Annotated in this window: 25 protein-coding genes and 3 other annotated features; of the genes, 4 read left to right on the top strand and 21 right to left on the bottom strand. The window is 39.2% G+C overall.

All coding sequences use genetic code 11. From position 1 onward, the window contains the following. The first annotated feature begins 38 nt into the window (after positions 1-38). Complete coding sequence (locus tag AC0C45_RS00930) at positions 39-1,145, top strand: 5-methyltetrahydropteroyltriglutamate--homocysteine S-methyltransferase (protein WP_047931076.1); 1,107 nt, start codon at positions 39-41, stop codon at positions 1,143-1,145. Between the two features lie 151 nt (positions 1,146-1,296). Here AC0C45_RS00930 and AC0C45_RS00925 read toward each other — a convergent pair whose 3' ends face one another. The 5 genes from AC0C45_RS00925 to zapA form a co-directional block, all read right to left on the bottom strand. Further along, a complete protein-coding gene (locus AC0C45_RS00925; RefSeq protein WP_013059411.1) occupies positions 1,297-1,704 on the bottom strand; it encodes a DUF350 domain-containing protein in 408 nt (135 codons plus the stop codon). A 181-nt stretch (positions 1,705-1,885) separates the two neighbouring features. Continuing rightward, positions 1,886-4,249: an endonuclease MutS2 gene (locus AC0C45_RS00920; RefSeq protein WP_237893028.1), complete on the bottom strand. Its 2,364-nt coding sequence runs from the start codon at positions 4,247-4,249 to the stop codon at positions 1,886-1,888. Between the two features lie 19 nt (positions 4,250-4,268). Beyond that, on the bottom strand, positions 4,269-5,981 hold the full coding sequence (gene polX, locus AC0C45_RS00915) for a DNA polymerase/3'-5' exonuclease PolX (RefSeq protein WP_237893030.1): 1,713 nt from the start codon (positions 5,979-5,981) through the stop codon (positions 4,269-4,271). Positions 5,982-6,178: 197 nt separating this feature from the next. Continuing rightward, positions 6,179-6,736 (bottom strand): CvpA family protein, encoded by a 558-nt coding sequence (locus tag AC0C45_RS00910; RefSeq protein WP_014458067.1) that lies wholly within the window; start codon positions 6,734-6,736, stop codon positions 6,179-6,181. Next, a complete protein-coding gene (gene zapA / locus AC0C45_RS00905) occupies positions 6,733-6,993 on the bottom strand; it encodes a cell division protein ZapA (protein ID WP_013059415.1) in 261 nt (86 codons plus the stop codon). The genes AC0C45_RS00910 and zapA overlap by 4 nt, the downstream gene beginning before the upstream one ends. A gap of 143 nt (positions 6,994-7,136) precedes the next feature. On the opposite strand from zapA, the gene rnhC reads away from it, so the two are divergent. Further along, positions 7,137-8,051 carry a ribonuclease HIII gene (gene rnhC / locus AC0C45_RS00900; RefSeq protein WP_237893032.1) on the top strand — a complete coding sequence of 305 codons (915 nt, stop codon included), beginning with the start codon at positions 7,137-7,139 and terminating at the stop codon, positions 8,049-8,051. A 33-nt stretch (positions 8,052-8,084) separates the two neighbouring features. Here the strand turns inward: rnhC and pheT are convergent, their stop codons facing one another. The 3 genes from pheT to AC0C45_RS00885 all read right to left on the bottom strand — a co-directional run bounded on the left by pheT (position 8,085) and on the right by AC0C45_RS00885 (position 12,650). Beyond that, complete coding sequence (gene pheT, locus AC0C45_RS00895; protein ID WP_095378889.1) at positions 8,085-10,499, bottom strand: phenylalanine--tRNA ligase subunit beta; 2,415 nt, start codon at positions 10,497-10,499, stop codon at positions 8,085-8,087. Between the two features lie 13 nt (positions 10,500-10,512). Next, positions 10,513-11,547: a phenylalanine--tRNA ligase subunit alpha gene (gene pheS, locus AC0C45_RS00890; protein ID WP_014458064.1), complete on the bottom strand. Its 1,035-nt coding sequence runs from the start codon at positions 11,545-11,547 to the stop codon at positions 10,513-10,515. Between the two features lie 54 nt (positions 11,548-11,601). Next, positions 11,602-11,837 (bottom strand) — a binding site (T-box leader). 48 nt (positions 11,838-11,885) lie between these two features. Beyond that, positions 11,886-12,650: a TrmH family RNA methyltransferase gene (locus AC0C45_RS00885; protein WP_171776576.1), complete on the bottom strand. Its 765-nt coding sequence runs from the start codon at positions 12,648-12,650 to the stop codon at positions 11,886-11,888. A gap of 140 nt (positions 12,651-12,790) precedes the next feature. Between AC0C45_RS00885 and sspI the strand changes: the two genes are divergently transcribed. Next, positions 12,791-12,997, top strand: a complete 207-nt coding sequence (sspI, locus tag AC0C45_RS00880) for a small acid-soluble spore protein SspI (protein WP_013059420.1) — start codon at positions 12,791-12,793, stop codon at positions 12,995-12,997. A 56-nt stretch (positions 12,998-13,053) separates the two neighbouring features. Here sspI and AC0C45_RS00875 read toward each other — a convergent pair whose 3' ends face one another. Both AC0C45_RS00875 and AC0C45_RS00870 read right to left on the bottom strand, forming a co-directional pair. Continuing rightward, entirely contained in the window at positions 13,054-14,139 is a 1,086-nt protein-coding gene (locus tag AC0C45_RS00875; RefSeq protein ID WP_472927875.1) for a M42 family metallopeptidase, read from the bottom strand. Positions 14,140-14,216: 77 nt separating this feature from the next. Beyond that, positions 14,217-14,705, bottom strand: a complete 489-nt coding sequence (locus AC0C45_RS00870; RefSeq protein WP_025750644.1) for a dUTP diphosphatase — start codon at positions 14,703-14,705, stop codon at positions 14,217-14,219. A gap of 132 nt (positions 14,706-14,837) precedes the next feature. Between AC0C45_RS00870 and AC0C45_RS00865 the strand changes: the two genes are divergently transcribed. After that, positions 14,838-15,215, top strand: a complete 378-nt coding sequence (locus AC0C45_RS00865) for a hypothetical protein (RefSeq protein WP_237893034.1) — start codon at positions 14,838-14,840, stop codon at positions 15,213-15,215. Between the two features lie 18 nt (positions 15,216-15,233). On the opposite strand, the gene AC0C45_RS00860 is transcribed toward AC0C45_RS00865, so the two are convergent. The 11 genes from AC0C45_RS00860 to speD all read right to left on the bottom strand — a co-directional run bounded on the left by AC0C45_RS00860 (position 15,234) and on the right by speD (position 24,342). Next, positions 15,234-15,494 (bottom strand): DUF1294 domain-containing protein, encoded by a 261-nt coding sequence (locus AC0C45_RS00860; protein WP_237893036.1) that lies wholly within the window; start codon positions 15,492-15,494, stop codon positions 15,234-15,236. A gap of 60 nt (positions 15,495-15,554) precedes the next feature. Beyond that, the gene (rplT, locus tag AC0C45_RS00855; RefSeq protein ID WP_013059425.1) at positions 15,555-15,914 is read right to left on the bottom strand and encodes a 50S ribosomal protein L20; all 360 of its coding nucleotides are present in this window, start codon (positions 15,912-15,914) and stop codon (positions 15,555-15,557) included. Positions 15,915-15,953: 39 nt separating this feature from the next. Beyond that, entirely contained in the window at positions 15,954-16,154 is a 201-nt protein-coding gene (rpmI, locus tag AC0C45_RS00850; protein WP_013059426.1) for a 50S ribosomal protein L35, read from the bottom strand. Positions 16,155-16,175: 21 nt separating this feature from the next. Beyond that, positions 16,176-16,679: a translation initiation factor IF-3 gene (infC, locus tag AC0C45_RS00845; RefSeq protein ID WP_013059427.1), complete on the bottom strand. Its 504-nt coding sequence runs from the start codon at positions 16,677-16,679 to the stop codon at positions 16,176-16,178. Between the two features lie 69 nt (positions 16,680-16,748). After that, positions 16,749-16,871, bottom strand: a sequence feature (ribosomal protein L20 leader region). Between the two features lie 171 nt (positions 16,872-17,042). Next, positions 17,043-19,001, bottom strand: coding sequence for a threonine--tRNA ligase (thrS, locus tag AC0C45_RS00840; protein WP_211186090.1), 1,959 nt, complete (start codon positions 18,999-19,001; stop codon positions 17,043-17,045). A gap of 44 nt (positions 19,002-19,045) precedes the next feature. Continuing rightward, positions 19,046-19,294: a binding site (T-box leader), on the bottom strand. Positions 19,295-19,354: 60 nt separating this feature from the next. Beyond that, positions 19,355-20,215, bottom strand: coding sequence for a sporulation protein YtxC (gene ytxC / locus AC0C45_RS00835; RefSeq protein WP_047931071.1), 861 nt, complete (start codon positions 20,213-20,215; stop codon positions 19,355-19,357). A 96-nt stretch (positions 20,216-20,311) separates the two neighbouring features. Then, entirely contained in the window at positions 20,312-21,244 is a 933-nt protein-coding gene (gene dnaI, locus AC0C45_RS00830) for a primosomal protein DnaI (protein WP_237893038.1), read from the bottom strand. Positions 21,245-21,276: 32 nt separating this feature from the next. Continuing rightward, the gene (locus AC0C45_RS00825; RefSeq protein WP_028410528.1) at positions 21,277-22,704 is read right to left on the bottom strand and encodes a replication initiation and membrane attachment family protein; all 1,428 of its coding nucleotides are present in this window, start codon (positions 22,702-22,704) and stop codon (positions 21,277-21,279) included. Between the two features lie 72 nt (positions 22,705-22,776). Further along, the gene (gene nrdR, locus AC0C45_RS00820) at positions 22,777-23,238 is read right to left on the bottom strand and encodes a transcriptional regulator NrdR (protein WP_013059432.1); all 462 of its coding nucleotides are present in this window, start codon (positions 23,236-23,238) and stop codon (positions 22,777-22,779) included. 243 nt (positions 23,239-23,481) lie between these two features. Continuing rightward, on the bottom strand, positions 23,482-23,868 hold the full coding sequence (locus tag AC0C45_RS00815; RefSeq protein WP_013085185.1) for a hypothetical protein: 387 nt from the start codon (positions 23,866-23,868) through the stop codon (positions 23,482-23,484). Between the two features lie 93 nt (positions 23,869-23,961). After that, on the bottom strand, positions 23,962-24,342 hold the full coding sequence (gene speD / locus AC0C45_RS00810; RefSeq protein ID WP_013059434.1) for an adenosylmethionine decarboxylase: 381 nt from the start codon (positions 24,340-24,342) through the stop codon (positions 23,962-23,964). Positions 24,343-24,696: the final 354 nt, after the last annotated feature.

Raw genomic sequence — 24,696 nt, 5'->3', positions numbered from 1 at the left:
TATAATAAAAATTAGATTTTTTTAAGGAGCTGTATGAATTGACAACAACATTGACTAAAGGACCGTTCAAAGCAGATCACGTTGGAAGCTTTTTGCGTCCCGAGCGTATCAAACAAGCACGATTACAAGTGGAAAACGGGGAAATGACAAAGAAACAGCTTCGAGCAATTGAAGATGAAGAAATTCGTAAACTCGTAGAAAAGCAAAAACAAATTGGATTAAAAGCCGTCACAGACGGTGAGTTTCGCCGCGCGTGGTGGCACTTTGATTTTCTGTCAGAGCTTGTTGGCGTAGAACTTTACGAAGCAGAGACGGGAATTCAGTTTCACGGAGTCCAAACAAAAGCTCACGGTATAAAAGTGACTGGAAAACTAGATTTTAATCACCATCCTATGATTGAAGATTATAAATTTCTTCATCAAGCTGCTGGAAAAGAACACGTAGCTAAGTTCACCATTCCAAGTCCTAATATGCTGTTTTTCAGAGGTCATATTGAAGAGTCTGCTTACTCGGATACGGATGTATTTTTTGCTGATTTAGTTAAAACATATCAAAAAGCCATTCAAGCATTTTATGATGTCGGATGCCGCTATTTACAGTTAGATGATACTGCGTGGGCAGTCTTTTTCTCAGAAAAAGGACAAGAACAAATCGCGTCAAAAGGTTTCACACCCCAAGAATTACTGAAACGTTTTACAGATGCGATCAATGAATCCATTGCGCATAAGCCAGATGATATGGTCATTACAATGCATATTTGCAGAGGGAATTTCCAGTCCACTTATACAGCAAGCGGGGGATATGAAAATGCGTCCAAAGCTATTTTCAGTCAGTTAAACGTAGATGGACTATTTTTAGAATTTGATGATGAACGCTCAGGAGGATTCGAACCTCTTCGACATGTAAGGCGAGATGATCTTCAGATTGTCCTTGGTCTTATCACATCAAAATTTGGAGATTTAGAAGATCCTGAAGCAGTGAAAAAACGAATTGCTGAAGCAGCAGAATTTGTTTCTCTTGATCAAATCTGTTTAAGTCCCCAGTGCGGATTTGCTTCTACAGAAGAAGGAAATTTACTAACTGAAGAACAGCAGTGGGATAAAGTAAAGCACGTGATTTCAATTTCTGAAGACGTATGGAAGTAATCATTAAAAAAGCTGACCTGCTTTAAGGTCAGCTTTTTTGCTGTCATCATGATGTTAGGAAAAGCTATATAGATAAATAGATAAGACCAATAAGCATAAACACTCCGCATAAAACGAGTAAAATTTTCGCTAACTTCTCCATGACTCTCTCCTATCCTATCCCTGCTCCTATTACATAGGACATACCGATTGAAATAACAAGTGAAATAAACCCAACGGCTCTGTTATCTTGTTCAATTTCGTCATCGATTCGAAATTTTGGCGTCAAAAATTCGAAAATAAAATAGCTGACTAGTAAAAGAACGAATCCATATATTCCCCATCCTAGCATTCTTAACAAGTTGTCGTTATGCTCAATCGAATAGCGAAAAATATTAGCTAATCCAAATATTTTCCCACCTGTTGCCATCGCAACAGCCATATTTCCTTTTTGAATCTCTTCCCAATTCTTATACTTAGTAACGAGCTCAAACACAACAAGAAAGACGACAATGCTCAAGACAACCACGCTGTAATAAGCGGCGGATTCAATATACGGGTCTTTCCAAAAATCCCTCATTTTTGCATCACTCCTAATTTATATTACGCTCCACGCAATGAACTGACAGGTCTCTTTCCTTTACTTGTATCGTTCTTAAAAGAGATAGAAAACCCAGCATAGTCCATGAGCCATGTCGGATTTTCTATCTTCACATATGCTTGTTCAGCGCATCGACTGACACCTTTATTTCAGCGTTCTTTTATTTAAATTCCACAACCGTAACGCCAGAACCTCCTTCAGAAGCTTCTCCGAAACGAATATTTTTGACAGAACTATGATTTTTCAAATATTCCTGTACACCTTTACGAAGAGCTCCAGTTCCTTTACCGTGGATAATCGAAACGCGCGGATAGTTGGCTAATAAAGCATCATCAATATATTTTTCAACTCGAATCAGCGCATTTTCATAGCGCTCTCCTCTTAAATCCAGTTCTAGATTTACATGATAATCTTTTCCTTTTACCGTAGCAAGCGGCTTCGTTTCTACAGGTTTTGGAGAACTGATATATTCGAGGTCTTTTTCATTCACCTTCATTTTCATAATTCCCATTTGTACTTGCCATTCATTATTGCTTACTCGTTCCACAAGCGTTCCTTTTTGTCCCCAGCTTAAGACTTTCACTTCATCTCCAGCTTGAAGAGTGCGCTCTTGTTTTTTCGGCACAGCCGGTTTCTTTTTACTTTTTTCAAGAGTTGGAACTGCATCTTCTAGACGCTTACGCGCCTCAATCAATTCATGCTCTTTTACAAGCGCATGATTTTTTTGACTCATTTTACGCAAATCGCTAATGATTTTCTCTGCTTCTTCAGATGCTGCTTTAACTGTGGCTTGAGCTTTTTCTTCAGCTTTTTCGTACAGCTTATCTCGCTTTTCATTAAACTCAATAATCTGACTCTGTAATTCTTTATGAAGCTTCTGAGCCTCTTTTCTTAGTTCTTCAGCTTCTTCTAGCTCGTGTTCAGATTGACGGCGGCTATCTTCAAGAGAGGCAATCATATTTTCTACTTTATTTGTTTCTGAGCCAATATAGCCTTTGGCACGTTCAATTACTTCAGCACTTAAACCTAAACGTTTTGAAATCTCAAAAGCATTGCTTCGGCCCGGTACACCAATCAGCAGCTTGTAAGTAGGGCTCAATGTTTCAATATCGAACTCTACGCTAGCATTGACCACTCCTTCACGATTATAGCCGTACGCTTTTAATTCAGGATAGTGAGTAGTCGCAACTACGCGAGCGCCTCTTTCATATACTTGATCTAAAATCGAAATCGCAAGCGCTGCACCTTCTTGAGGATCCGTTCCTGCTCCCAATTCATCGAACAAGACCAGACTTTCGTGATCTACTTTTTGTAAAATATCTACAATGTTGACCATATGAGATGAAAAGGTACTCAAACTTTGTTCAATCGACTGCTCATCTCCAATATCAGCAAATACGTGTTTAAACACAGCCATTTCCGATCCATCCAGCGCAGGAATCTGCAAACCTGCTTGAGCCATTAACGTAAATAATCCAAGTGTTTTTAACGTTACGGTTTTACCGCCGGTATTTGGCCCTGTAATAACGATGGACGTATATTGATCACCTAGCTCAATATCATTCGCAACGACATCTTCCTGTGCAATAAGAGGATGTTTTGCCTTCACTAACTTAATATAGCCTCGATCGTTCATTTTAGGTTTTGAAGCTTTTAGCTCATGGCTATAGCGCCCTTTAGCAAACATGAAGTCCAGCTCACCTAACAGATAAACGTTTTGACGGAGTTCATTTGCCACTTCCGCTACCTGAACGGTTAAAGCAATGAGAATACGCTCAATTTCTTGTTTTTCTTTTACTTTTGCTTCTTGAAGCTCATTGTTTAACGTCACAATCGCCTGAGGCTCAATAAATAAAGTTGCTCCGGATGAAGATTGATCGTGCACAATGCCTCCATACGCACTGCGATATTCTTGCTTAACAGGAATAACAAAACGTTCGTTTCGAATGGTAACAATTGCATCTGACAACATTTTTTGAGCAGACGAGGAGCGAATAAGGCTCTCTAGCTTTTCTCGAATACGAGACTCCGTTGAGCGAAGTTTTTGACGAATGCCTCTTAGCTGGTCGCTTGCACCGTCTAGCACTGTGCCATTCTCATCAATACTCATTTTAATTGTTTGTTCTACCTCAGGAAGAGGCATTAGTTTTTCGATATGTTCAGTTATAATTGAAAGCTGTAAATCTTCGTCTTCCACTACTTGCTCGATAAATTGCTTGACTTGTCTTGCAGCATAAATAGTGCTTGCTACATCAAGAAGTTCATTAGAGCTTAGCGTTCCCCCAATTTCAGCGCGCTTCACGCTAGGTCGAACGTCAAAAATGCCCCCTAGCGGTACGTTGCCACGCAATCGCAGCACGGTTGTAGCTTCATCTGTTGCTTCCTGCCATTTAACTACTTCTTCATACTGAGTCGAGGGAATCAAATTCGCTACTTTTTCTCGGCCTAAAGAAGAAGCTACTTTTTTCTGAAGCTGTTCCTTAACTTTATTAAACTCTAGTACATGAAAAATACGTGATTGCAAAACTGATTCCTCCTGTTGCTTATTTATGTCGATTTAAAAAGGCGGTTAATTTTTTGAGGCTATACGTATTTAATACCGTTTCTGGTTTAAGCCAGCCTTTAATTCCCGTAGATATTCCAATTTCCATATGCTCTAGCATGTCTAGATTGTGAGCATCTGTATTAATAGCAATTTTAACTCCTGCCTCTTGGGCTTTTTTTATGTGCTCAGCAGCTAGATCTAAACGGTTTGGATTCGCGTTTAGTTCAAGAGCCGTTTTTGTTTCTTTAGCTAATTCAATCAGCATATCAATATCTACATCATATCCGTTGCGGCGACCAATCAAACGACCGGTCGGATGAGCGATTAAATCTACATGAACATTGTTTAACGCTTGCTTTAAGCGATTCATAATTTCTTCGCGTGATTGCGAAAAACTAGAGTGAATGGACGCAATAACAAAATCTAGCTCAGCTAGCAGTTCATCATCATAATCAAGTGCTGCATCAGGCAAAATATCCATTTCAATTCCTGCTAGTATTGTAAAATCATCGAACTGTGCGTTTAAACGATTAATTTCTTCACGCTGTTTACGAATGCGTTCAGGCGTTAGACCGTTAGCTACTTTTAAATACTGAGAATGGTCTGTAATCGCCATGTACTCATAGCCTCGCGCGCGACATGCTTCCGCCATTTCTTCAATCGAATACGCCCCGTCGCTCCACGTGGAGTGCATATGCAAATCACCTTTTACGGCACCGTAGGTCACAAGCGTTTGAGGCTTTACAAATGCATCTACTTCCGTTCCATCTTCACGAAGTTCCGGCGGAATAAAAGACAGCCCAAAATGTTCATAGAATGCTTGTTCAGACTCAAAAGTCATAACTTCGCCTGTATCCGCATTTTCAACGCCATACTCGCTAATTTTTTCACCGCGCTCTTTTGCTAATTGACGCATACGCACATTATGATCTTTTGATCCTGTAAAATGGTGAAGCGTTGTGGCAAACGCTTTATCTTCTACAAGACGAAAATCCACAGACACATCGTACTCATAGGCTAACGTTACCGATACTTTTGTATCTCCATTTGCAATGATATCCTTCACATTTGGCAGCGATACTAGCTGTTCACGGACAGCATGAGGCTCAGCTGTTGAAATAATAAAATCAAGGTCTTTTACGGTTTCCCTCATGCGGCGAATGCTCCCTGCTTGAGAAAAACGCTCAATGCTATGCATCTGTTTAAGGGCTTCTAAAATTTCTTCCGCTATTGGAAGCATAAAAGCAAGAGGCAAACGATCAGGACGCTTCCCAAACTCTTCAATAGCAGCGATAATTTTTTCTTCGGTCTTTTTACCAAAACCGCTTAGTCCCTGCACTCGATTTTCCATACAGGCCTGATGCAGTGATTCCATATCTCGAATATCTAGCTCTTTATATAATTTAGCAATTTTTTTACCTCCAAGCCCCGGCAGCTTAAGCAAAGGAATAAGTCCTTCAGGAACTTCTTGCTTTAGTTCTTCCAATACGCTTGACTCATTTGTTTCCATATACTCTGTAATGACTGCAGCCGTTCCTTTTCCAATCCCTTGGAGCTTGGTAAAATCCTCAATCTCTGTCAGCGTTCTTTCGTCCGTTTCTAGCGCTGCAGCTGCTTTTCGAAAAGCGGAAATTTTAAAAGGGTTATCTCCTTTTAATTCCATATATGTAGCAATTGTTTCTAACAATTTAATAATATCCTTTTTATTCATCTCTTTTCACCAGCCTATTATCATAATAACGAACTTCCAAAAACATGATGAGTGACATATTTACTCTCTCAAATTTTCATCTAGACATACTTTTATCCTCGTGAAAACCGCAGATTAGACTGCGATAAAAAAAGAGGGTATCTCAAAAGTATTATGACACTTTCGACACACCCTCTCAACAAGCTATTGTAATTTCATTACATTACACCATACTGAGTCCACAAATCTTGAATCGCAGACGATAAGTATGGAGTATTTTGTACGATATTGATTGCAATTGAAGACTGTTGAATTGGCGTTTGAATTTCACTTACAGGGATCACGGCTCCAATGTATAACAAAATAAAAACGATGATATACACTTCAACGAATCCAAGTGCACCTCCGCCCCATTTATTTAACTGGCGCAGAATTGGCAGTTCGGTTAAAGCCGTTAAAACAGAGCCTGCAAGGCGAAGTACAATGTGAGTAGCAAAAAATAAAATCGCAAATGCAATCATTCGATAAAAAGCGTCTTCTATCGTTCCAGAATCAAATACAAACGATGCGACACTTTGCTGCTGAATATTGTCCGGAAACGGAATCAACAAGCGAAGTCGGCTTGCCAAATCTCCACTAAACATATAAGCGACGATAAACGAAACCGCAAAACTGACAATATGAATGAGCTGCAAAATAAATCCTCTTTTAAGACCTGTTACAAAGCCTAAAAGAAGCAATATAATTAAAATGATATTAAGCATTGACTCAGTCATTCCTCTTTTCCATAAAGTTTTTGTTCAAGTCTCTCATAGTCTTCTTTCAGTTTTATATATTCGTGTACAGCATTCACAGCTGTTAATACTGCTAATTTATTGATATCTAAAGAAGGGTTTTTAGTACTGATTTCACGCATTTTTTCATCCACTATAGAGGCGACAAGTCGAATATGGCTTGTACTTTCGCTACCGACGATGCTGTACTGCTGACCAAAGATGTCAACTGTCGCACGTGTTTTATCTTGTCTTGACACGAGAAAATCCTCCGTTCCACGAAAAATCCTAATCCCTATCATACCACGAAGAAGACTTCAATGGAAACATATCTATATTTAAGCTATCATAAGGGATAGTGCTTATAAAGTAAACTAAAATACCCCGAAAGGAGTGAAGCATTATGTCACATGCTGTTATTAAGGTATCAGCTGATCAAATAGCTAAAATGAAGCTTCATTACACATCCTATCTGCAGCCTAAACTGCCGCAGGGAAGTATTTTTTCGGCTAAAACTCCCGGCTGTTCTATCACTGCGTACCGCTCTGGAAAAATACTTTTTCAAGGAAAAGAAGCTGAAACAGAAGCGGCTAAGTGGGGAGGCTCTTTAGATGCTGCGAAAAAGGATCCTGTCTCACACCTCCCATCAAACTTCAGCTCACTATCGGTCATCGGTTCTGACGAGGTAGGGACGGGAGATTATTTTGGTCCTATGACCGTAGTTGCTGCCTATGTTCAAAAAGAGCAGCTTCCTTTGTTAAAAGAATTAGGAGTACGAGATTCAAAAGAGTTAACGGATGCTAAAATTATTGAAATTGCCAAACAGCTTGTTTCGTTTATTCCCTATAGTTTGCTTGTTTTACATAACGAAAAGTATAATGCATTTCAAGAAAAAGGAATGTCACAAGGTAAAATGAAAGCTCTATTGCACAACAAAGCTTTATCCAACGTGTTAAAAAAATTGGATCCTGAAAAACCCGATGCCATTTTAATTGACCAGTTTGTCGAAAAAAACACCTATTATAAACACGTGGTAAAGGAAAAAGAGATTATCAAAGAAAATGTCTTTTTCAGTACAAAAGGAGAAAGCGTTCATTTATCTGTAGCTGCTGCTTCCATTATTGCCAGATACGCATTTTTAAAACAAATGGATTTGCTGACGGAAAAGACCGGGATGGTTATTCCTCGCGGAGCTGGCGCACAAGTTGATATCGCTGCTGCTAAAATTATTAAGAAACATGGCGTCAATGCGCTGAACTCTTTAGCTAAAATTCATTTTGCTAATACAGAAAAAGCTTTAAAATTAGCTAAAAAATAAGAGATGTGGAAATCCACATCTCTTTTCTTATTCTTATGAACGAAGCGTTGCACCAAATTCTTTTTCTACAGCTTCTAACACTGCACCATGTGCTTTTGCTACTTCTTCATCTGTTAATGTACGTTCAGGATCTAAGTAACGTAAAGAGAAAGCTACAGATTTCTTGCCTTCTTCCATACGCTCGCCTTCATATAGATCAAATACCGTCACGTCTTTTAAAAGTTCTCCGCCCGTCGTATAGATGACGCGCTGAACTTCTCCTGCAAGAACGTTTTTATCTACCACAAGTGCAATATCACGTGTAATAGATGGGAATCTTGGAATTGCTGAATAACGAACTTCTTCGACATCTGCAGCTAATAGCTCTTGAAGGTGTAATTCAAATACGTATGTTTCACGAAGACCATACTGTTTCTGAGCAACAGGATGAACTTGACCTACGTATCCAATTTCTTTTTCATCTAGCCATACAGCCGCTGTACGTCCAGGGTGCATACCGTCTTTTTTAACGGGAGCATATGAGATTCGTTTCTCCAAACCAAGCTGTGCAAATAACCCTTCTAGTACACCTTTAATCACATAGAAATCAACGACTTTCTTTTCACCTTGCCAGCCGTGAGCATGCCATAGACCCGTGATTGCACCAGCTACGCGCTCCTGCTCATCCGGTAATTCTCCTTCACCTTTAGATAAGAACACTGAGCCTGTTTCGTATAGCGCAATAGAATCCGACTGACGAGCATTATTATGCTTCACTGCTTCTAGCAAATGAGGCACTAAGCTTTGACGAAGGATACTGCGATCTTCACTCATCGGCATTGCTAAACCAATCGTACTTGTTGCATTTAGTGCAAACTGAGTAGCTTTTTCAGCGCTCGTTAGCGAATATGTTGTCGTTTGTGCTAATCCCGCACCTTCTAAGAAACGGCGAACTTTACGGCGTCCAAGCTGATACTCTGTTAGTTTTCCTGGAGTTGCCACTGTCACAGGAAGCGTTGTAGGAAGGTTGTCATAGCCATACATACGCGCTACTTCCTCGACGATATCTTCTTCAATTGTAATATCGCCTCTACGAGTTGGCACTGTTACAACAATGGTTTCGTCTTCCACTTTGTTTTCAAATTGAAGACGGTTCATAATGTCTTGTACTTCTTCCATTGATAGCTCTGTACCAAGCACATCGTTAATACGTCCAAGTGACACAGCTACAACAGCAGGTTCCACAGTTAGTGTATCTACTTCTACAGTACCGCTTACCACTTCACCTGAAGCGTATTCAGCCATTAATTCTGCTGCGCGGTCAGCAGCTACACGCGTACGGTTAGGATCAATTCCTTTTTCAAAACGAGCGCTTGCCTCACTGCGAAGACCGTGGTCTTTTGAAGCTTGGCGAACCGTTAAGCCTTTGAAGTAAGCTGATTCAATGAGAACATTTACCGTATCGTCTTTTACTTCGGAGTTCGCTCCGCCCATTACACCTGCAAGAGCTACCGGCTCACTGCCGTTTGTAATGACAAGCTGATTGTCTTTTAATACGCGCTCTTGATCATCAAGTGTTACAAACTTTTCGCCTTCTGAAGCGTGACGTACAACAATTTCTTTTGAACCAAGACGATCATAGTCAAAAGCATGCAGCGGCTGGCCGTATTCAAGCAAAATATAGTTGGTAATATCAACAACGTTGTTATGAGGTCGAATACCAGCTGCCATTAAACGCGTTTGCATCCATAATGGTGACGGAGCAATTTTTACGTTTTTCACAACGCGCGCTACGTAAAGCGGATTGTCTTCTTTTGCCTCTACTTTAACGGAAATATAATCAGCTGCTTGCTCATCAGACGTTTGCACGTTTACTGACGGATACTTCACTTCACGACGTAAAATAGCAGCCACTTCATGTGCTACACCTAACATACTTAAGCAGTCTGAACGGTTTGGTGTTAGCCCTAGTTCTAATACTTCATCGTTTAAGTTTAATGCATCTAGTGCATCCGCTCCTACTTCAGCATCGCTTGGGAACACGAAGATACCTTCTTGATAATCTTTTGCCACAAGCTTGCTTTCAATGCCAAGCTCTTGAAGAGAACAAATCATACCGTTCGATTCTTCACCGCGAAGCTTAGCACGCTTGATTTTAAAGTTACCTGGAAGTACAGCTCCCACTTTTGCAACCGCTACTTTTTGACCTTGTGCCACGTTCGGTGCTCCGCACACGATTTGAACGATTTCTCCTCCGCCAAGATCTACTTGACAGCGGCTTAATTTATCAGCATTCGGATGCTGTTCACGTTCTACAACGTGACCAATTACCACTCCGCTGATGCCTTTATTTAAGTTTTCTACACCTTCAACTTCAATTCCACTTTTTGTGATTTTATCTGCTAACTCTTCTGCCCTTACGCCTGATAAGTCAACATACTCTTGTAACCAACGATAAGATACAAACATCGTAGTCCCTCCTTTATACTTGTTTAAATTGATCTAAGAAACGAACATCATTTGTATAGAAATGACGAATATCATCCACGCCGTGTTTTAACATAGCAATACGCTCTACACCGATTCCAAAAGCAAAACCACGATATTTAGTTGAATCGTATCCAGCCATTTCAAGAACATTTGGATGAACCATGCCAGCTCCTAAAATTTCAATCCAGCCTGTTTGTTTACATACATTACAGCCTTTACCTCCGCATTTTGCACACGATACGTCTACTTCTACAGACGGCTCAGTGAATGGGAAGAAACTTGGACGAAGACGAATTTCACGGTCTGCACCGAACATCTTTTTCACAAATACTTCAAGCGTGCCTTTTAAATCGCTCATACGAATGTTTTCGTCTACTACAAGACCTTCAATTTGCATGAATTGATGAGAATGCGTAGCATCATCGTCATCGCGGCGGTACACTTTACCTGGGCAGATAATTTTAACAGGTCCTTTGCCTTCATTCTTGTTCATAACACGAGCTTGAACAGTTGATGTATGCGTACGAAGAAGCGTTTCTTCCGTAATATAGAACGTATCTTGCATATCACGTGCTGGGTGACCTTTTGGCAAGTTCAGCGCTTCGAAATTATAGTAGTCCTGCTCTACTTCCGGCCCTTCTGCTACTTCATAGCCCATTCCTAAAAATAAATCTTCTACTTCTTCAACCACGCTTGTTAGCGGGTGATGCGTACCTGCTTTAACAGGGCGTCCTGGCAGCGTTACGTCGATTGTTTCTGAAGCAAGTTTACGCTCTACCTCAGCTGCTTCTAACGCCGTTTGTTTTTCTTCAATTTTAGATGCAATAGCTTCACGCACTTCATTTGCAAGTGCTCCCATTACAGGACGCTCTTCAGCTGAAAGTTTTCCCATACCGCGAAGTACTTCGGTGATAGGGCCTTTCTTTCCTAAATAAGCTACGCGTACGTCGTTTAATTCTTTTAAAGCACTTGCTGCTTCGACTTTTGCAATTGCTTCTTGTTGAAGTTCTTGTAAACGTTCTTTCATCACTTATTCCTCCTTTTAACGTAAAAAATGACAAATAAAAAAACCTCCTCCCAAAAAAGGGACGAGGATTAGTCGCGTTACCACCCTTGTTAACTATATACACAGACGTATACAGTTCACTTCATTCAAGTTAACGGAATCTCCGGAACACCTTTACATCTATGTAAGATGGTCTAAGTGTCAACTCAAGAGGTGAATTCACTTATTACATTTATAAAAATGCTTTCAGTCGCGGCATTTTCTCCCTGCATAAACGGACATAAGCTACTGCTCTCTTTCATCGTTTTTTACATATGTAACTATTGTATTATTATAGTGAAAACACGTTCTCGATGCAACTACATTCCGCGTAAATAATAAAGTAAGATTCCAGAAGCGATGGCAACATTTAGCGACTCGCTCTTTCCATAGATGGGAATGTACAGATTCTGATCCGTTTGTTCCAGCACTTTCTCGCTTACGCCGTTTCCTTCATTTCCCACAATCAGCGCAAATTCGTTTGAAGGTTTTACGCATGTGTAGACCTTTCCATTTTGTAGAGACGTGCCGTAAACTGCTATTCCTCTTTCTTTTAACAGTGAAATCATTTCGAGTAAATCGCCTTTTACAATTGGAAGATGAAAAATAGCTCCTTGCGTTGAACGAACGACTTTTGGGTTGTACACATCCACGCTGCCCTCTCCAACGATAATAGCGTCCACTCCGGCAGCATCAGCAGTTCGAATAATCGTACCTAGGTTACCTGGATCTTGCACCGCATCTAAAAGCAATACTTTCTGTGCTGTATGAATGATTTCTGCATGCTTCGTTTGAAAACACACAGCGATAATTCCTTGAGGTGTTTCGGTGTCAGATAATAATTTGATTATTGCTTCGTTGACAACGGTTATTTCGATACCGTCTATGTTCCACTGTGCTGGCACTTCGATCGATTCGCGTATAATTAGTTCCTTTACGCAATCCTTATTTTTGATAGCTTCTTCGACTAAATGAAAGCCTTCTACCATAAAAAGGCCCTGCTTATCACGGTCTTTTTTATTATGCAGCTTTTTCCACGCTTTTACCTGCGGATTTTTAACTGAATCAATTTGTTTCACAAACATAACTCCTTTATCTATATAAAAATAAATAGTTCGATTACATTTTGCTCAATAATCATTAGATAAGTTTCACTTTATTGTACATAGAAATCGCAAAGAAAACAAAAACTATTGGTAACTTTACGATAGCTGAGGTGAAAATGATGGATCTTAATTTACGAAATGCTGTTATTGCAAATGTTTCAGGAAACTCAAAAGAAGAGCTTGAAGCTACAATTTCTGACGCTATTCAAAGCGGCGAAGAAAAAATGCTCCCTGGACTTGGTGTTTTATTTGAGGTGCTTTGGGAAAAGTCTCCAGAATCAGAAAAAGAAGAAATTCTGACAACGCTTGAAAACGGTTTAAAATAAATAGCCTTGTCCTATGTACAGCAAAAAGCTCATTCTCCTAGGAGAATGAGCTTTTTTTAATTATACGTAATTGCGTTCACCGTATTTCGGTCTAAGCGTTTAATTACTTCCGCAATTAATTTAACTGCATTTTCATAATCATCACGATGAAGCATCGCTGCATGAGAATGGATATAACGAGTTGCGATCGTAATCGAAAGTGCTGGCACCCCGTTAGCTGAAATATGGATAGAACCTGAGTCCGTACCGCCTCCAGCGATTGCATCAAATTGATATGGAATATTTAATTCATCTGCCAAATCTACCACTGTATCTCGAAGTCCTTTATGAGAAACCATGGAAGCATCATATAAAATGATTTGCGGACCCTCTCCCATTTTAGAAGATGCTTCTTTATCAGAAACACCAGGTGTATCTCCAGCGATGCCGACATCAACAGCAAATGCAATATCCGGTTCAATAAAGTTAGCGGATGTTTTTGCACCTCGAAGTCCAACTTCTTCTTGCACAGTTCCTACACCATACACAACATTTTCATGTGTTTCATTTTTTAAAGCTTTTAATACATCGATAGCGATTGCACAGCCGATACGGTTATCCCAGGCTTTCGCTAGCAGCATCTTTTCGTTGTTCATAACCGTAAATTCGAAATAAGGCACAACCTGATCACCAGGTTTCACTCCCCACTCCGCTACTTCTTCTCTGCTAGAGGCACCAATATCGATGAACATATCTTTAATGTCAACTGGCTTTTTACGAACTTCTGGAGGCAGGATATGAGGAGGCTTTGAGCCAATAATCCCCGTCACCTCTCCTTTAGATGTAACGATGGTTACGCGTTGAGCAAGCATCACTTGAGACCACCATCCGCCTACCGTTTGAAAACGAATAAAGCCGCGTTCATCAATTTGAGTCACCATAAAGCCTACTTCATCTAAGTGACCAGCTACCATAATTTTAGGCCCTTGTTCGTTGCCCACTTTTTTTGCAATCAAACTGCCTAGCCCATCCGTCGTTACTTCATCTGCATAAGGTGCAATATATTTCTTCATAACCTCACGCGGTTCACGCTCATTGCCAGGAATTCCTTTTGCATCTGTTAGTGCTTTAAGCATCGTCAATGTTTCATCTAACTTTGTCATATGGATTACCCCTTTCATATGTATACCTCTATTATAGCTAAAAAGAGGTTGAAGTAAAATTTCCCATCCCTTTATTTCTAGTATCCTTGTTCTTGGCGTTTAAAATTCACTTCATTTTTTGAGATGTACGCCTTTTCAATATGTTCAGCGGAAAAACCAAACATATCGCCAAGCGTCATGTAAGATACAAACATGTCCACATAGTTTTCTTTCGACTGATCCTGCTCGAAAGCAGCAACTTGTGCAAATACCTGTAAAAATTGTGCTGTTTTTGAATCACTTGCTTTTGCATTTGGTAACTCAGTTAAATCATCGTATCCTTTTTCAATCCCTAAAGAAAGGATAAAATGTACGCCGTCCACAAATTCTTCTAAAATAACAGCGTCTTCAGCCGGAGGTTTGACGCTCCAAAATTTGAAGCAGCGCGTTTCGTTTGCCAGCTCTCCCATTTCGACAAGCAGTGCTAAAAGCTTTCTCGGAATCAAATCTTCCTTATGAAGCTCATGCTTATCCTCTATATGCTGATCCAGCTGGCGCTGCATGGTAAATAGCTGCTGTAAATTCAATGTAATCACTCCTGTAATTATGTATATCTTCTTCTTTTTTAACCAATAAAGAAATTATATCAAAAATCATGAAACTTTTTAGAAACTCGAACGTAAAGTAAGAAAACTGTGCCTTGTAAAGGAGGGAGCGTTATGTTTGTTATTATTATCGTTCGCGTGTTCATTTTCGCGCTTGTTACTTACACATTATTAAAGCTGGTTCAGCATTTTCGCAGTCCAAAGCGGAAGCTTGTAGCAGCTCAGGAACATCAGCAATTTTTTGTCGTTGACGAAAAAACGAATATCCGCAAAAATTTTCTACTAACGTATAAAGGTATTTTATTTGAAGGAGAAAAATACAGCAATCCCAATGAACCAGAATCTTTGTCAATTACAATGGTGTTAACAGATCCATCTCGATTACATGAACTGCAAAAACAAGATTTCAAGCTGCTGGAAAGCCACGTACACGACATGTATCCAAATGCTCCTATTCGCTGGAAAAGCCCCGTTCGAGAATTTTTACACTGAGCACAAAATCATTTGTGCTCAGCTGATAACAAAAAAGAAAAGTAAATCAAGAGCAGCAAGAATAGGAAAACCTACTGTAAACGATGTGTGCTTCGTTTTATGACGATAGGAATACATACCAATCAGTCCTCCAAGAGCTCCTCCGATAGCAGCTACCGTCCACAGTGTGCTTTCGGCAATTCTCCACTCATGTCTTTTCGCTTTTTGTTTATCTCTATACATCATTCCTACCCCTACTATATTAATAGCAATAAAATAGGTAAGCAGCAGTTCATTCATGATAGGTCCTCCGATAGCAAAAAAGCCTCATCATCTAAAGATGACGAGACTTTATATTCATTACTTATCTAAGCCTTTTTTAGCAGCAGTTGCTAATTCAGCAAATGCTTTTTCATCAGCTACAGCTAAGTCAGCAAGCATTTTGCGGTTAACTTCAATACCTGCTAATTTTAAACCGTGCATTAAACGGCTGTAAGAAAGACCGTTCATACGAGCAGCTGCATTAATACGTGTGATCCATAATTTACGGAAGTCACGTTTTTTCTGACGACGGTCACGATAAGCATACATGTGAGATTTCATAACTTGCTGATTAGCAACTTTATATAATCTATGCTTCGAACCGAAGAAACCTTTAGCTAATTTTAAAACTTTTTTACGACGTTTGCGTGTTACTGTACCGCCTTTTACGCGTGGCATAATTGTTTACCTCCTGTATTGTTTCTATCTCAACCCAAATTACTTAATGTTATCTAATAAGTGACGGATACGTTTGAAGTCACCTTTGCTTACTAAAGAACCTTTACGTAATTTACGCTTTTGTTTTGTAGATTTGTTAGCGAATAAATGGCTTGTATAAGCACGAGCACGTTTTAATTTACCGCTTCCAGTCTTTTTGAAACGCTTTGCAGCGCCACGATGTGTTTTCATTTTTGGCATGGGGTGTTCCTCCTCGTTCTATTACTTTTCGTTTTTAGGTGCCAAGACTAAGAACATGCTGCGGCCTTCCATTTTAGGAGCCGATTCAACTGAACTTACATCTTCGCAAGCTTGTGAAAAACGTTCAAGTACTTTTTGGCCAATCCCTTTATGAGTAATGGCACGACCTTTAAAGCGAATAGACGCTTTCACTTTGTCACCTTTTTCAAGGAACTTGCGTGCGTTACGAAGTTTAGTGTTAAAATCATGTTCATCAATTGTTGGACTTAAACGAACTTCTTTTAAGTTTACAACTTTTTGGTTTTTACGAGCTTCTCTTTCTTTACGTTGTTGCTCATAGCGGAATTTACCGTAGTCCATAATACGACATACCGGCGGTTTCGCATTTGCAGCAACCATTACTAAGTCAAGATTTACTCGTGAAGCAATTTCTAATGCTTCATTTTTTGATTTAATTCCTAATTGTTCACCATTTTGATCAATTAGACGAACTTCGCGAGCTCGAATGCCCTCGTTTACCATCATGTCCTTGCTAATAAGTAGCCACCTCCAAGGTTTAATGAGCGAATACGCTTGCTTAGACCGATTATTAACTCACACAAAAAAGTGTGAGTACATACTGCACCCACACTTCTATCGTTTTAATTAAGATACGATGTACCTGCTAACTGCTCTATGCGTCACTCAGGTGAGAAGCGGGTGCTTCTTCTTCTGTATAAACAAGTATTCAATTACTTAAGCTATTATAGTATCAACAAAGACAAAAGTCAATGATTTCGTTCTTTTTTCACAACAAAAATTATTGTATCAAAGGAAAAACATTTATGCAACAGTTTTTTATAAATGTTAGATAAAAAAGCAGAGAATTTCAATTCTCTGCTTTTTTCATTAGCGAGATGCTTCTGCTTTTACATTTTGTAAAAAGGCTTGGAAGTCCACTGTTTCTGAATTCTGCTCACCGTATTTACGTACGTTTACTGCTTTATCTTCTACTTCTTTATCCCCTACAACAAGCATATAAGGAATTTTTTGCATTTGAGCCTCACGGATTTTATAGCCGATTTTCTCATCGCGAGAATCAAGTTCCACACGAATACCCGCCAGCTGAAGCTGTTCTTGCACTTCTTTTGCATACTCAAGGTGAACGGTAGGTGATACCGGAATCACTTGAACTTGTACAGGTGCTAACCACGTTGGGAAAGCTCCTTTGTATTCTTCGATTAAGAAAGCTACAAAACGTTCCATTGTTGACACCACGCCGCGGTGAATAACAACCGGTCGATGTTGTTTTCCGTCTTCTCCTACATACGTTAAATCAAATCGTTCAGGAAGTAAGAAATCCAATTGAACCGTAGATAGTGTCTCTTCTTTACCAAGCGCTGTTTTAACTTGAACGTCTAGTTTTGGACCGTAGAATGCCGCTTCGCCTTCAGCTTCATAATAATCAAGGTCAAGCTCATCCATTGCGTCTTTTAACATGCTTTGTGCTTTTTCCCACATTGCATCATCATCAAAGTATTTTTCTGTATCTGCAGGGTCACGGTAAGATAGACGGAATGAATAATTTTCAAATCCAAAATCTTTATAAACCGCTTCAACTAAGCGAACTACACGAATAAATTCTTCTTTGATTTGGTCGGGACGTACAAAGATATGCGCATCATTTAGCGTCATGCCTCGAACACGCTGAAGTCCTGATAATGCTCCTGACATTTCGTAGCGGTGCATCGTTCCAAGCTCAGCAATACGGATTGGAAGCTCACGATAGCTGTGAATACCTTGTTTGTAAACCATCATGTGATGAGGACAGTTCATCGGACGAAGAACCAGGTCTTCGTTATCCATTTCCATTGCAGGGAACATGTCATCTTGGTAGTGCTCCCAGTGACCAGACGTTTTGTAAAGTTCTACACTTCCGAGCACTGGAGTGTAAACGTGCTGATAACCAAGGCTTACTTCTTTATCTACGATATAACGCTCGATAATACGGCGGATCGTCGCACCTTTTGGAAGCCATAAAGGCAGACCTTGTCCTACTTTTTGAGAATTTGTAAATAAGTTTAGCTCTTTACCAAGTTTACGGTGATCACGTTCTTTTGCTTCTTCAAGAAGACGAAGATGCTCGTCTAAATCTGCTTTTGTAAAGAATGCTGTACCGTAAATACGCTGCAGCATTTGATTATCGCTGTCTCCGCGCCAATAAGCACCCGCCACGCTTAATAGTTTAAATTCTTTAATTTTGCCTGTTGACGGCACGTGCACACCTCGGCAAAGGTCAAAGAATTCGCCTTGTTGGTAAATCGTAACCTTTTCACCTGCTGGAATTGCATCGATCAATTCAAGCTTCAGTTCATCGCCAACTTCTTTAAAAAGTTGAATGGCTTCTTCACGAGAAACTTCTTTTCGTTCAATTTCAATATTTGAATTAACGATTTTTTTCATTTCTTTTTCAATTTTACCTAAATCTTCAGGAGTAATTGATTCTTCCATATCGATGTCATAGTAAAAACCGTTTTCGATAACCGGCCCTACACCTAGCTGTACTTTTGTATCTTTGTATAAACGTTTGATTGCTTGAGCCATTAAATGCGCTGTACTGTGACGCATAATTTCAAGCGCTTCAGGAGCATCTTGCGTAATGATTTCAAGACTGCCATCTTCTTCGATTGGCGTACGTAAATCCAGCAGCTCGCCGTTTACTTTGCCTGCTAATGCTTTTTTCTTTAATCCCGGGCTAATAGAAGCCGCAATATCTTCTGTTGATGATCCTTTTGGATACTCTTTAACAGCTCCATCAGGGAATGTCATTTTGATTACTTCTGACACAACTTTCCACTCCTTTAACATAACTGAATAAACTTTTTGTAAAAACAAAAAACTCGTCCCTTATCAAAAGGGACGAGTTGTGTATACACGCGGTACCACCCTTGTTTCCTCTTCGTATCTTGGATAACCCAAAGAACCCGAAGCGGCTCGAGGTTTTATAACGGAAATTCCGTCAGTAATTACTAGAGGCTCTGCTCGTTTACTACTGAAGTTTAGAGGTGGTAAGAATATATTCCGTGTTAGGAGATTTTCAGCCTGGATCTCCCTCTCTACAAACCGTAAATATACACTCATGTCCTCATCATAACTTGTAACATATAGCTGTTTTTCAATATGCATTTATTATATTCATTTTCAAAATAGAAATCAACCTTTCACGTTATATTTTGCTTTTGATCAAAAGGAAATTCATTTTTTTCGTATAACATGACTTTTTCTTGGAAGATATTTTGAATGGTATAAACAAAATCATGATCATGCTGGTCGCTATACAAATGAATAGCAGCTGGAGATAAACTTAGCAAAGGCGCGATAATAGTTGAGTCTATGTATAATGATTCTTGTTCAGATAAAAAGGCCTCTGCTAGAGCTGCACATTCACGTTCAGGAACATATCTACTGTGGTGGTCGTACAGTACAAACTTGTTTTTATTCAAGTGCATTACATACACGTTACCTGTAGATGACTGTCTTTCATTAGCTGCTTGACGCAGCTGATGAATAAGAATTTGATAGTCTTGTTCAAGCTTATATTCATCAATCGCCAGCTCAGCATAATAGCGCAGCCGCTCTTGATATTCTTTTAAACGGAATTGGAGAAAAGACTCAAAGGTGAATGTTACATTATGAATGAAGAAGTCTTGAAGAGCCTGGCGGATAAGTAATTCTCTTGGAAGAGAAAATGTTTTTTGCGGAATTTCGCCTCTCTCTCCTTCCATAATCCCCCCCATAATTTGAAGCAGCAAATCTTGCTCTTCCTCTTCTGAATAGAAAAATTGTTCTTTTAATATGTTTACCATCATCTTTTTTTCTTTCTTTTTTAAAATTACGTGCGTTAATACCGGTATCACCATGTCTTGTAAAATGGCCTCTCTATTGTATGTCTCATCAATGACTAAAAGCTGATTATTCACCAGCTTCAAGCACTGTGAACCATATGATAAAGCGCTTCGCTTCGCGCATAAAGACTCATATACAACGACTGCGTCTTCTACATATTTAAAGAATATTTTCATTCCTCATAGCCCCCCTTTGGACACGCTTTATTAATGTATATGGGGCAACATGCAAAAAAATGAGCAAGTCGTTACAAGAAATGTAAAACGACCTGCTCATCTATTTCGTTTATTCTCTCCATTCATTTCAACAGGAACGGCTAGAGACTTAATTCGTTCCATGACACGAGCGGCTTTGAGCTCTTCCTGCTCGCCTCTTTGGGTATAAGTCAAATGATGTTGAAGCTCTTTAAAATTTAAATTCGAGCTGAAAAATGTCGGCAAATTTTCGAGCATACGGAATTGTAAAATGGTTCCGAGCACATCGTCTCGCATCCAGCTCGTTACGGATTCAGCTCCGAGATCATCAAGCATAAGAACCGGTACTTTTTTGACATACTCTATTTTCTCATTGAAACTTTGATCTTGAAACGAACCTTTTAACTCACGCAAAAACTCAGGGACATACAGAATGGTAGATTTCACTTTCTTTTCGGCTAACGCATTGGCAATTGCTCCAAGAAAATATGTTTTCCCCACACCAAACGAACCATGTAAATATAAAGCTTTCATTTTCTTATTCGGCTCATATTCTCGCACAAAATCTCTTACTAGTTTAATGGCTTCAAATCTTCCCTGCTCAATTTCAATATCAGACATTGTTGCCTGTAAAATTTCTTTAGGCACGTACATACACTGAATAAAAGATTCTTGTTCTTTTCGCTCATCTTCTTGTACTTTTCTAGGACAGCGTTCATACTGCACATCAATATTACGGCCTTTTACAACCAACTGAGGGTGGTATCCTTTCACCATGTTGACACAGCTTTGCAGAGAAGGACACTTGTCACAGCATTTGCTTTGATCGATAAATTCATGCATCTTCATGAGACCTCGGTCGACCATTTGCTCATCTAACTCATGGCGATGCTCTTGCAAAAACGTTTTGACTTCGGGATTAGACAGGATACTGTTTCTTAATGCTTCTAAGCGTGCTTTAAAATCCTTTTTGTTCACTAACTGATTTAGTGAATCATTGATAGGCTTCATCTTTTTCACCTCATCTCTATCATACCTGCTTTTTATTCTTTATGCTTTTGTTTTAGCTCTTGATCTAACTGCTTGAGCTCTTCTTGTAGCTTTCGTTTTTCTTCTTCAAATCCGTCCACTTCTTTTGAAGGCTGCTTTTTCTCTTCTTTTTCTTCATCGCTCAGCCACTCTGGCACCATTTCTTTACGCACAATTTTTCGTCCAGCCGTTTTTTTATTTTGCTTTGCTTCGGTCCAATTCTGATATTCTTTCTGTTCATTTTTAGCTAAATTCATGGCATCTTGAACAGTTTGTACCTTTTTGCGCGCCCAGTGTCCAGCAATCTTCTCTACATAGCTCTTAGATAATTTCATATCGGACCTTAGCATAACATAGTAAATCAGAACATTTACTACCCCTGGTGAAAGCTTTTGATTAAACATCACTTCTTCAATCATTTGCAAATCTGCTTTTGACGGCTCTGCTCCCCCTGAAAACTCGATCAACAGCTGTCGAGGAGAGGTGACTTCAAGCTGTTGAATGAGCTGCTCTTCCTTCGTCTGAGGTTGCTTTTCCTGCATGGTACGAAGCATAGGCGGCTGAATTTGTTCGCTTAGATTGGGAAGCGCTTCTCCATTTTCAAATTGGTAAAAGGACTGTGCTGCTTTTCTAAGCAATTCAATATCAACTTGATCGTTCTCATTTAGCGAGTCGAGCACCACATTTTTCATTTGAAGAGGATCGATACCGTATAAAAAGGCTAGCTTTTCAATCGCTTGTTTTACTTTAGATGTAATGGACCTTTTTGAAATCATTGAATCTGTTAGACCTGCTAAAAATAAATCAAAATCAAAGGAATCCGGGCTCATCTCAATAGAAGCGCGTTTGGAGGAATCCACAAAGTCCGTTTGAGCATCAGGAGAAAATACATCCTTGCTTTCAGACTGAAAACTTGGAGCCAGCTCTGTTGCTTTAACTGATTTAAATACATCATTAAATGAATGCGTCACATCTTTGAACGATTGGTCATCGACGAGTGAATCAGAAAAATAATTTTTTACTTTTTGAAAGATAGATTTTCCGAGTCGGTTATATAAATATACATTTAACACGCCATCGTTAAAAAACTGATGGGGCGTCAGAGGAGGAATGAGCTCATAAATGAACACACGAACATCATCTTCTTCCTTAATATATGTTTTTAACAAACCAATGCCTTCTAATTTTAACCGCTCATGGTAAATAGCTTTCAAATTAATTTGCATCATTGACATTAGATGATGATGCGTAGACTCTTTCCCCCATAAACGATCTTGTTCCAGCTCGCTCCATAACGTCATATACAGACCAAAGCACGTTGTACCCACCAACGGCTGATAGAGCATGGTTAAAATCTTTCGGTCGTATTCCTGCAGTATGCCGTTCGAACGAACAACATAACGATCGACCGGTATCATTTCTTTCCAATGTTGTTCTTTCATGTCGTTCCCTACCTACTTTTAAAGTAATAGAAATGACAAAAAAAGAGCCTAAAGAATACTTCAATAGCTCTTTTACAGTCGTTCCTTCTTAATTAAATCTTTTAATTCATCAATAAATACATTGATGTCTTTAAATTGTCGGTATACAGAAGCAAATCGAACATAAGAGACTTCATCGATAGCAGCTAATCGCTCCATCACCATTTCTCCTACCACATCTGACTGCACCTCTGATGTACCCTGACTGCGCAGCTCTGTTTCAATATCGTGTACGGTATCTTCTAATTGTTTTAAGCTTACTTGGCGTTTTTCGCACGCCTTGATTAACCCTCGAAGGATTTTGTCTTTGCTGAACTCTTCTCTCGCTCCATCTTTTTTTACAACAATTAACGGAAGTTCTTCTACTTTCTCAAAAGTTGTAAAACGATAGTGACACTCTTCGCATTCACGTCTTCTACGAATAGAGCGGCCTTCTTCTACAGGGCGCGAGTCCAGCACTCTCGTTCCATTGTAATGACAGGATGGGCACTTCATATTCTCAGCTCCAATAATAAACCTTGTTTTTCTTTTTGTTTTCTCTTATATAAGTTAATTTCCATCTATGTTAGTCGGCTATTTACCATTTATTATGATTTTTATCATCATTTCCTTTAACAAACACGATGCTGTATTAAAGGATTTGCTTTATTCCATCTTATAGAAAACAAGGCTTGAATACAAGTAAAGGAAAAGGAATTTCCCCATTTTATTTCCTGAAATTCAAAAATGATAAGGAACTTACGAAGAAAGAGGAATAAGTTTTTGATCAAAGCTCTTATAAAGCGTACGTACAAGTTCTTTACTAAAACCAAAATCAACCGGCACCACTTTTGATTCTGTTGTAGCAGAAAAATCGATAGCGGTTTCAAGAGGACGTACGTTAATAATGGTAATCACAACAAAAGCTTTTCTTCCTTTTACAACGTTTAAGCTAATCTCTCCTCGCTCTTCATATGCAGCAAGTATCTCTATCCCTTGCATGTGCTTCAACATTTCATGAACTTGCTTAAATGCATTCCCGGCCGTTGTTTTGTAATAATGCGTTTTTAGAGTCGGATCTGAATGGTGATCGCTTGTTTCTACATGATTAGAAAATAAAGATTTAACTGCTTGTACTACCCCCATGTTCTTATCCCCTTTGTGTTTGCGTATTAAAAATTTATATACCAAAAAGAGGTGTGTAATACACCTCTTAACTTACGTAATCAATCGACACTATTAAAGTGCATTCGCTTTAGTTTGTTTTACCTGAACAGGACCCATTCCACGTGGTAATTCAATTGTTTCACGTGTCTGTGCACTTAGAGCATCTGCAATATAATCTGCTGCGATTGTAGGATCTAAATGACCACAAGTATAAACATCGATACTTGCATAACCATGCTCTGGGAAGCTGTGAATCGTTAAATGTGATTCTGAAATAATAACAACGCCACTTACACCTTGAGGTGCAAATTTATGGAACGCTACTTCGCGAACTTCCGCACCAGATTTTAAAGCTGCATCAACAAACGTTTTTTCAATATAATCAATATCATTTAACTTATCGAAATCGCATCCCCATAATTCTGAGATGACATGACGACCCATTGTTTCCATAATGATATTTCCCCCTTTAACAATTTTTAATCGTTAAACATGAAGTTCTTTCGCCATATAGCATGTTAACTACCACGGGGGAAAGTTAGTCCAAAGAGGTCCTAACCCTTTAAGTAGCCACATCACCGAAAGGTACACAAGAAGTTCACGAAACATAGTATACTTTGTTTACATTTATTTTGCAATACGTGTTTTGATTTTATTAAAGATTGTTCTTGCAGATAGACCTATACAAATTACCCCTGTATTCTCGTGAGACAGTGTGTAAAAGCTGCTAAACGACTATTAATTTTTTATTAAAATTGAGGAAAATAAACACTCCTTTGCATGCTTATCTTATTGCTTTTCCCTATT

The organism is Priestia sp. VA7, from assembly GCF_055710015.1.
This window is presented reverse-complemented; position numbering and strand designations above follow the sequence as displayed.

Coding starts and splice junctions, on each gene's coding strand:
- AC0C45_RS00925 (WP_013059411.1), bottom strand. CDS start 1,704: ATGAGGGATTTTTGGAAAGACCCGTATATTGAATCCGCCGCTTATTAC.
- polX (WP_237893030.1), bottom strand. CDS start 5,981: ATGAATAAAAAGGATATTATTAAATTGTTAGAAACAATTGCTACATAT.
- AC0C45_RS00910 (WP_014458067.1), bottom strand. CDS start 6,736: ATGACTGAGTCAATGCTTAATATCATTTTAATTATATTGCTTCTTTTA.
- rnhC (WP_237893032.1), top strand. CDS start 7,137: ATGTCACATGCTGTTATTAAGGTATCAGCTGATCAAATAGCTAAAATG.
- pheT (WP_095378889.1), bottom strand. CDS start 10,499: ATGTTTGTATCTTATCGTTGGTTACAAGAGTATGTTGACTTATCAGGC.
- pheS (WP_014458064.1), bottom strand. CDS start 11,547: ATGAAAGAACGTTTACAAGAACTTCAACAAGAAGCAATTGCAAAAGTC.
- AC0C45_RS00885 (WP_171776576.1), bottom strand. CDS start 12,650: ATGTTTGTGAAACAAATTGATTCAGTTAAAAATCCGCAGGTAAAAGCG.
- sspI (WP_013059420.1), top strand. CDS start 12,791: ATGGATCTTAATTTACGAAATGCTGTTATTGCAAATGTTTCAGGAAAC.
- AC0C45_RS00875 (WP_472927875.1), bottom strand. CDS start 14,139: ATGACAAAGTTAGATGAAACATTGACGATGCTTAAAGCACTAACAGAT.
- AC0C45_RS00865 (WP_237893034.1), top strand. CDS start 14,838: ATGTTTGTTATTATTATCGTTCGCGTGTTCATTTTCGCGCTTGTTACT.
- AC0C45_RS00860 (WP_237893036.1), bottom strand. CDS start 15,494: ATGAATGAACTGCTGCTTACCTATTTTATTGCTATTAATATAGTAGGG.
- rplT (WP_013059425.1), bottom strand. CDS start 15,914: ATGCCACGCGTAAAAGGCGGTACAGTAACACGCAAACGTCGTAAAAAA.
- rpmI (WP_013059426.1), bottom strand. CDS start 16,154: ATGCCAAAAATGAAAACACATCGTGGCGCTGCAAAGCGTTTCAAAAAG.
- infC (WP_013059427.1), bottom strand. CDS start 16,679: ATGATGGTAAACGAGGGCATTCGAGCTCGCGAAGTTCGTCTAATTGAT.
- thrS (WP_211186090.1), bottom strand. CDS start 19,001: ATGTTAAAGGAGTGGAAAGTTGTGTCAGAAGTAATCAAAATGACATTC.
- ytxC (WP_047931071.1), bottom strand. CDS start 20,215: ATGAAAATATTCTTTAAATATGTAGAAGACGCAGTCGTTGTATATGAG.
- dnaI (WP_237893038.1), bottom strand. CDS start 21,244: ATGAAGCCTATCAATGATTCACTAAATCAGTTAGTGAACAAAAAGGAT.
- AC0C45_RS00825 (WP_028410528.1), bottom strand. CDS start 22,704: ATGAAAGAACAACATTGGAAAGAAATGATACCGGTCGATCGTTATGTT.
- nrdR (WP_013059432.1), bottom strand. CDS start 23,238: ATGAAGTGCCCATCCTGTCATTACAATGGAACGAGAGTGCTGGACTCG.
- AC0C45_RS00815 (WP_013085185.1), bottom strand. CDS start 23,868: ATGGGGGTAGTACAAGCAGTTAAATCTTTATTTTCTAATCATGTAGAA.
- speD (WP_013059434.1), bottom strand. CDS start 24,342: ATGGAAACAATGGGTCGTCATGTCATCTCAGAATTATGGGGATGCGAT.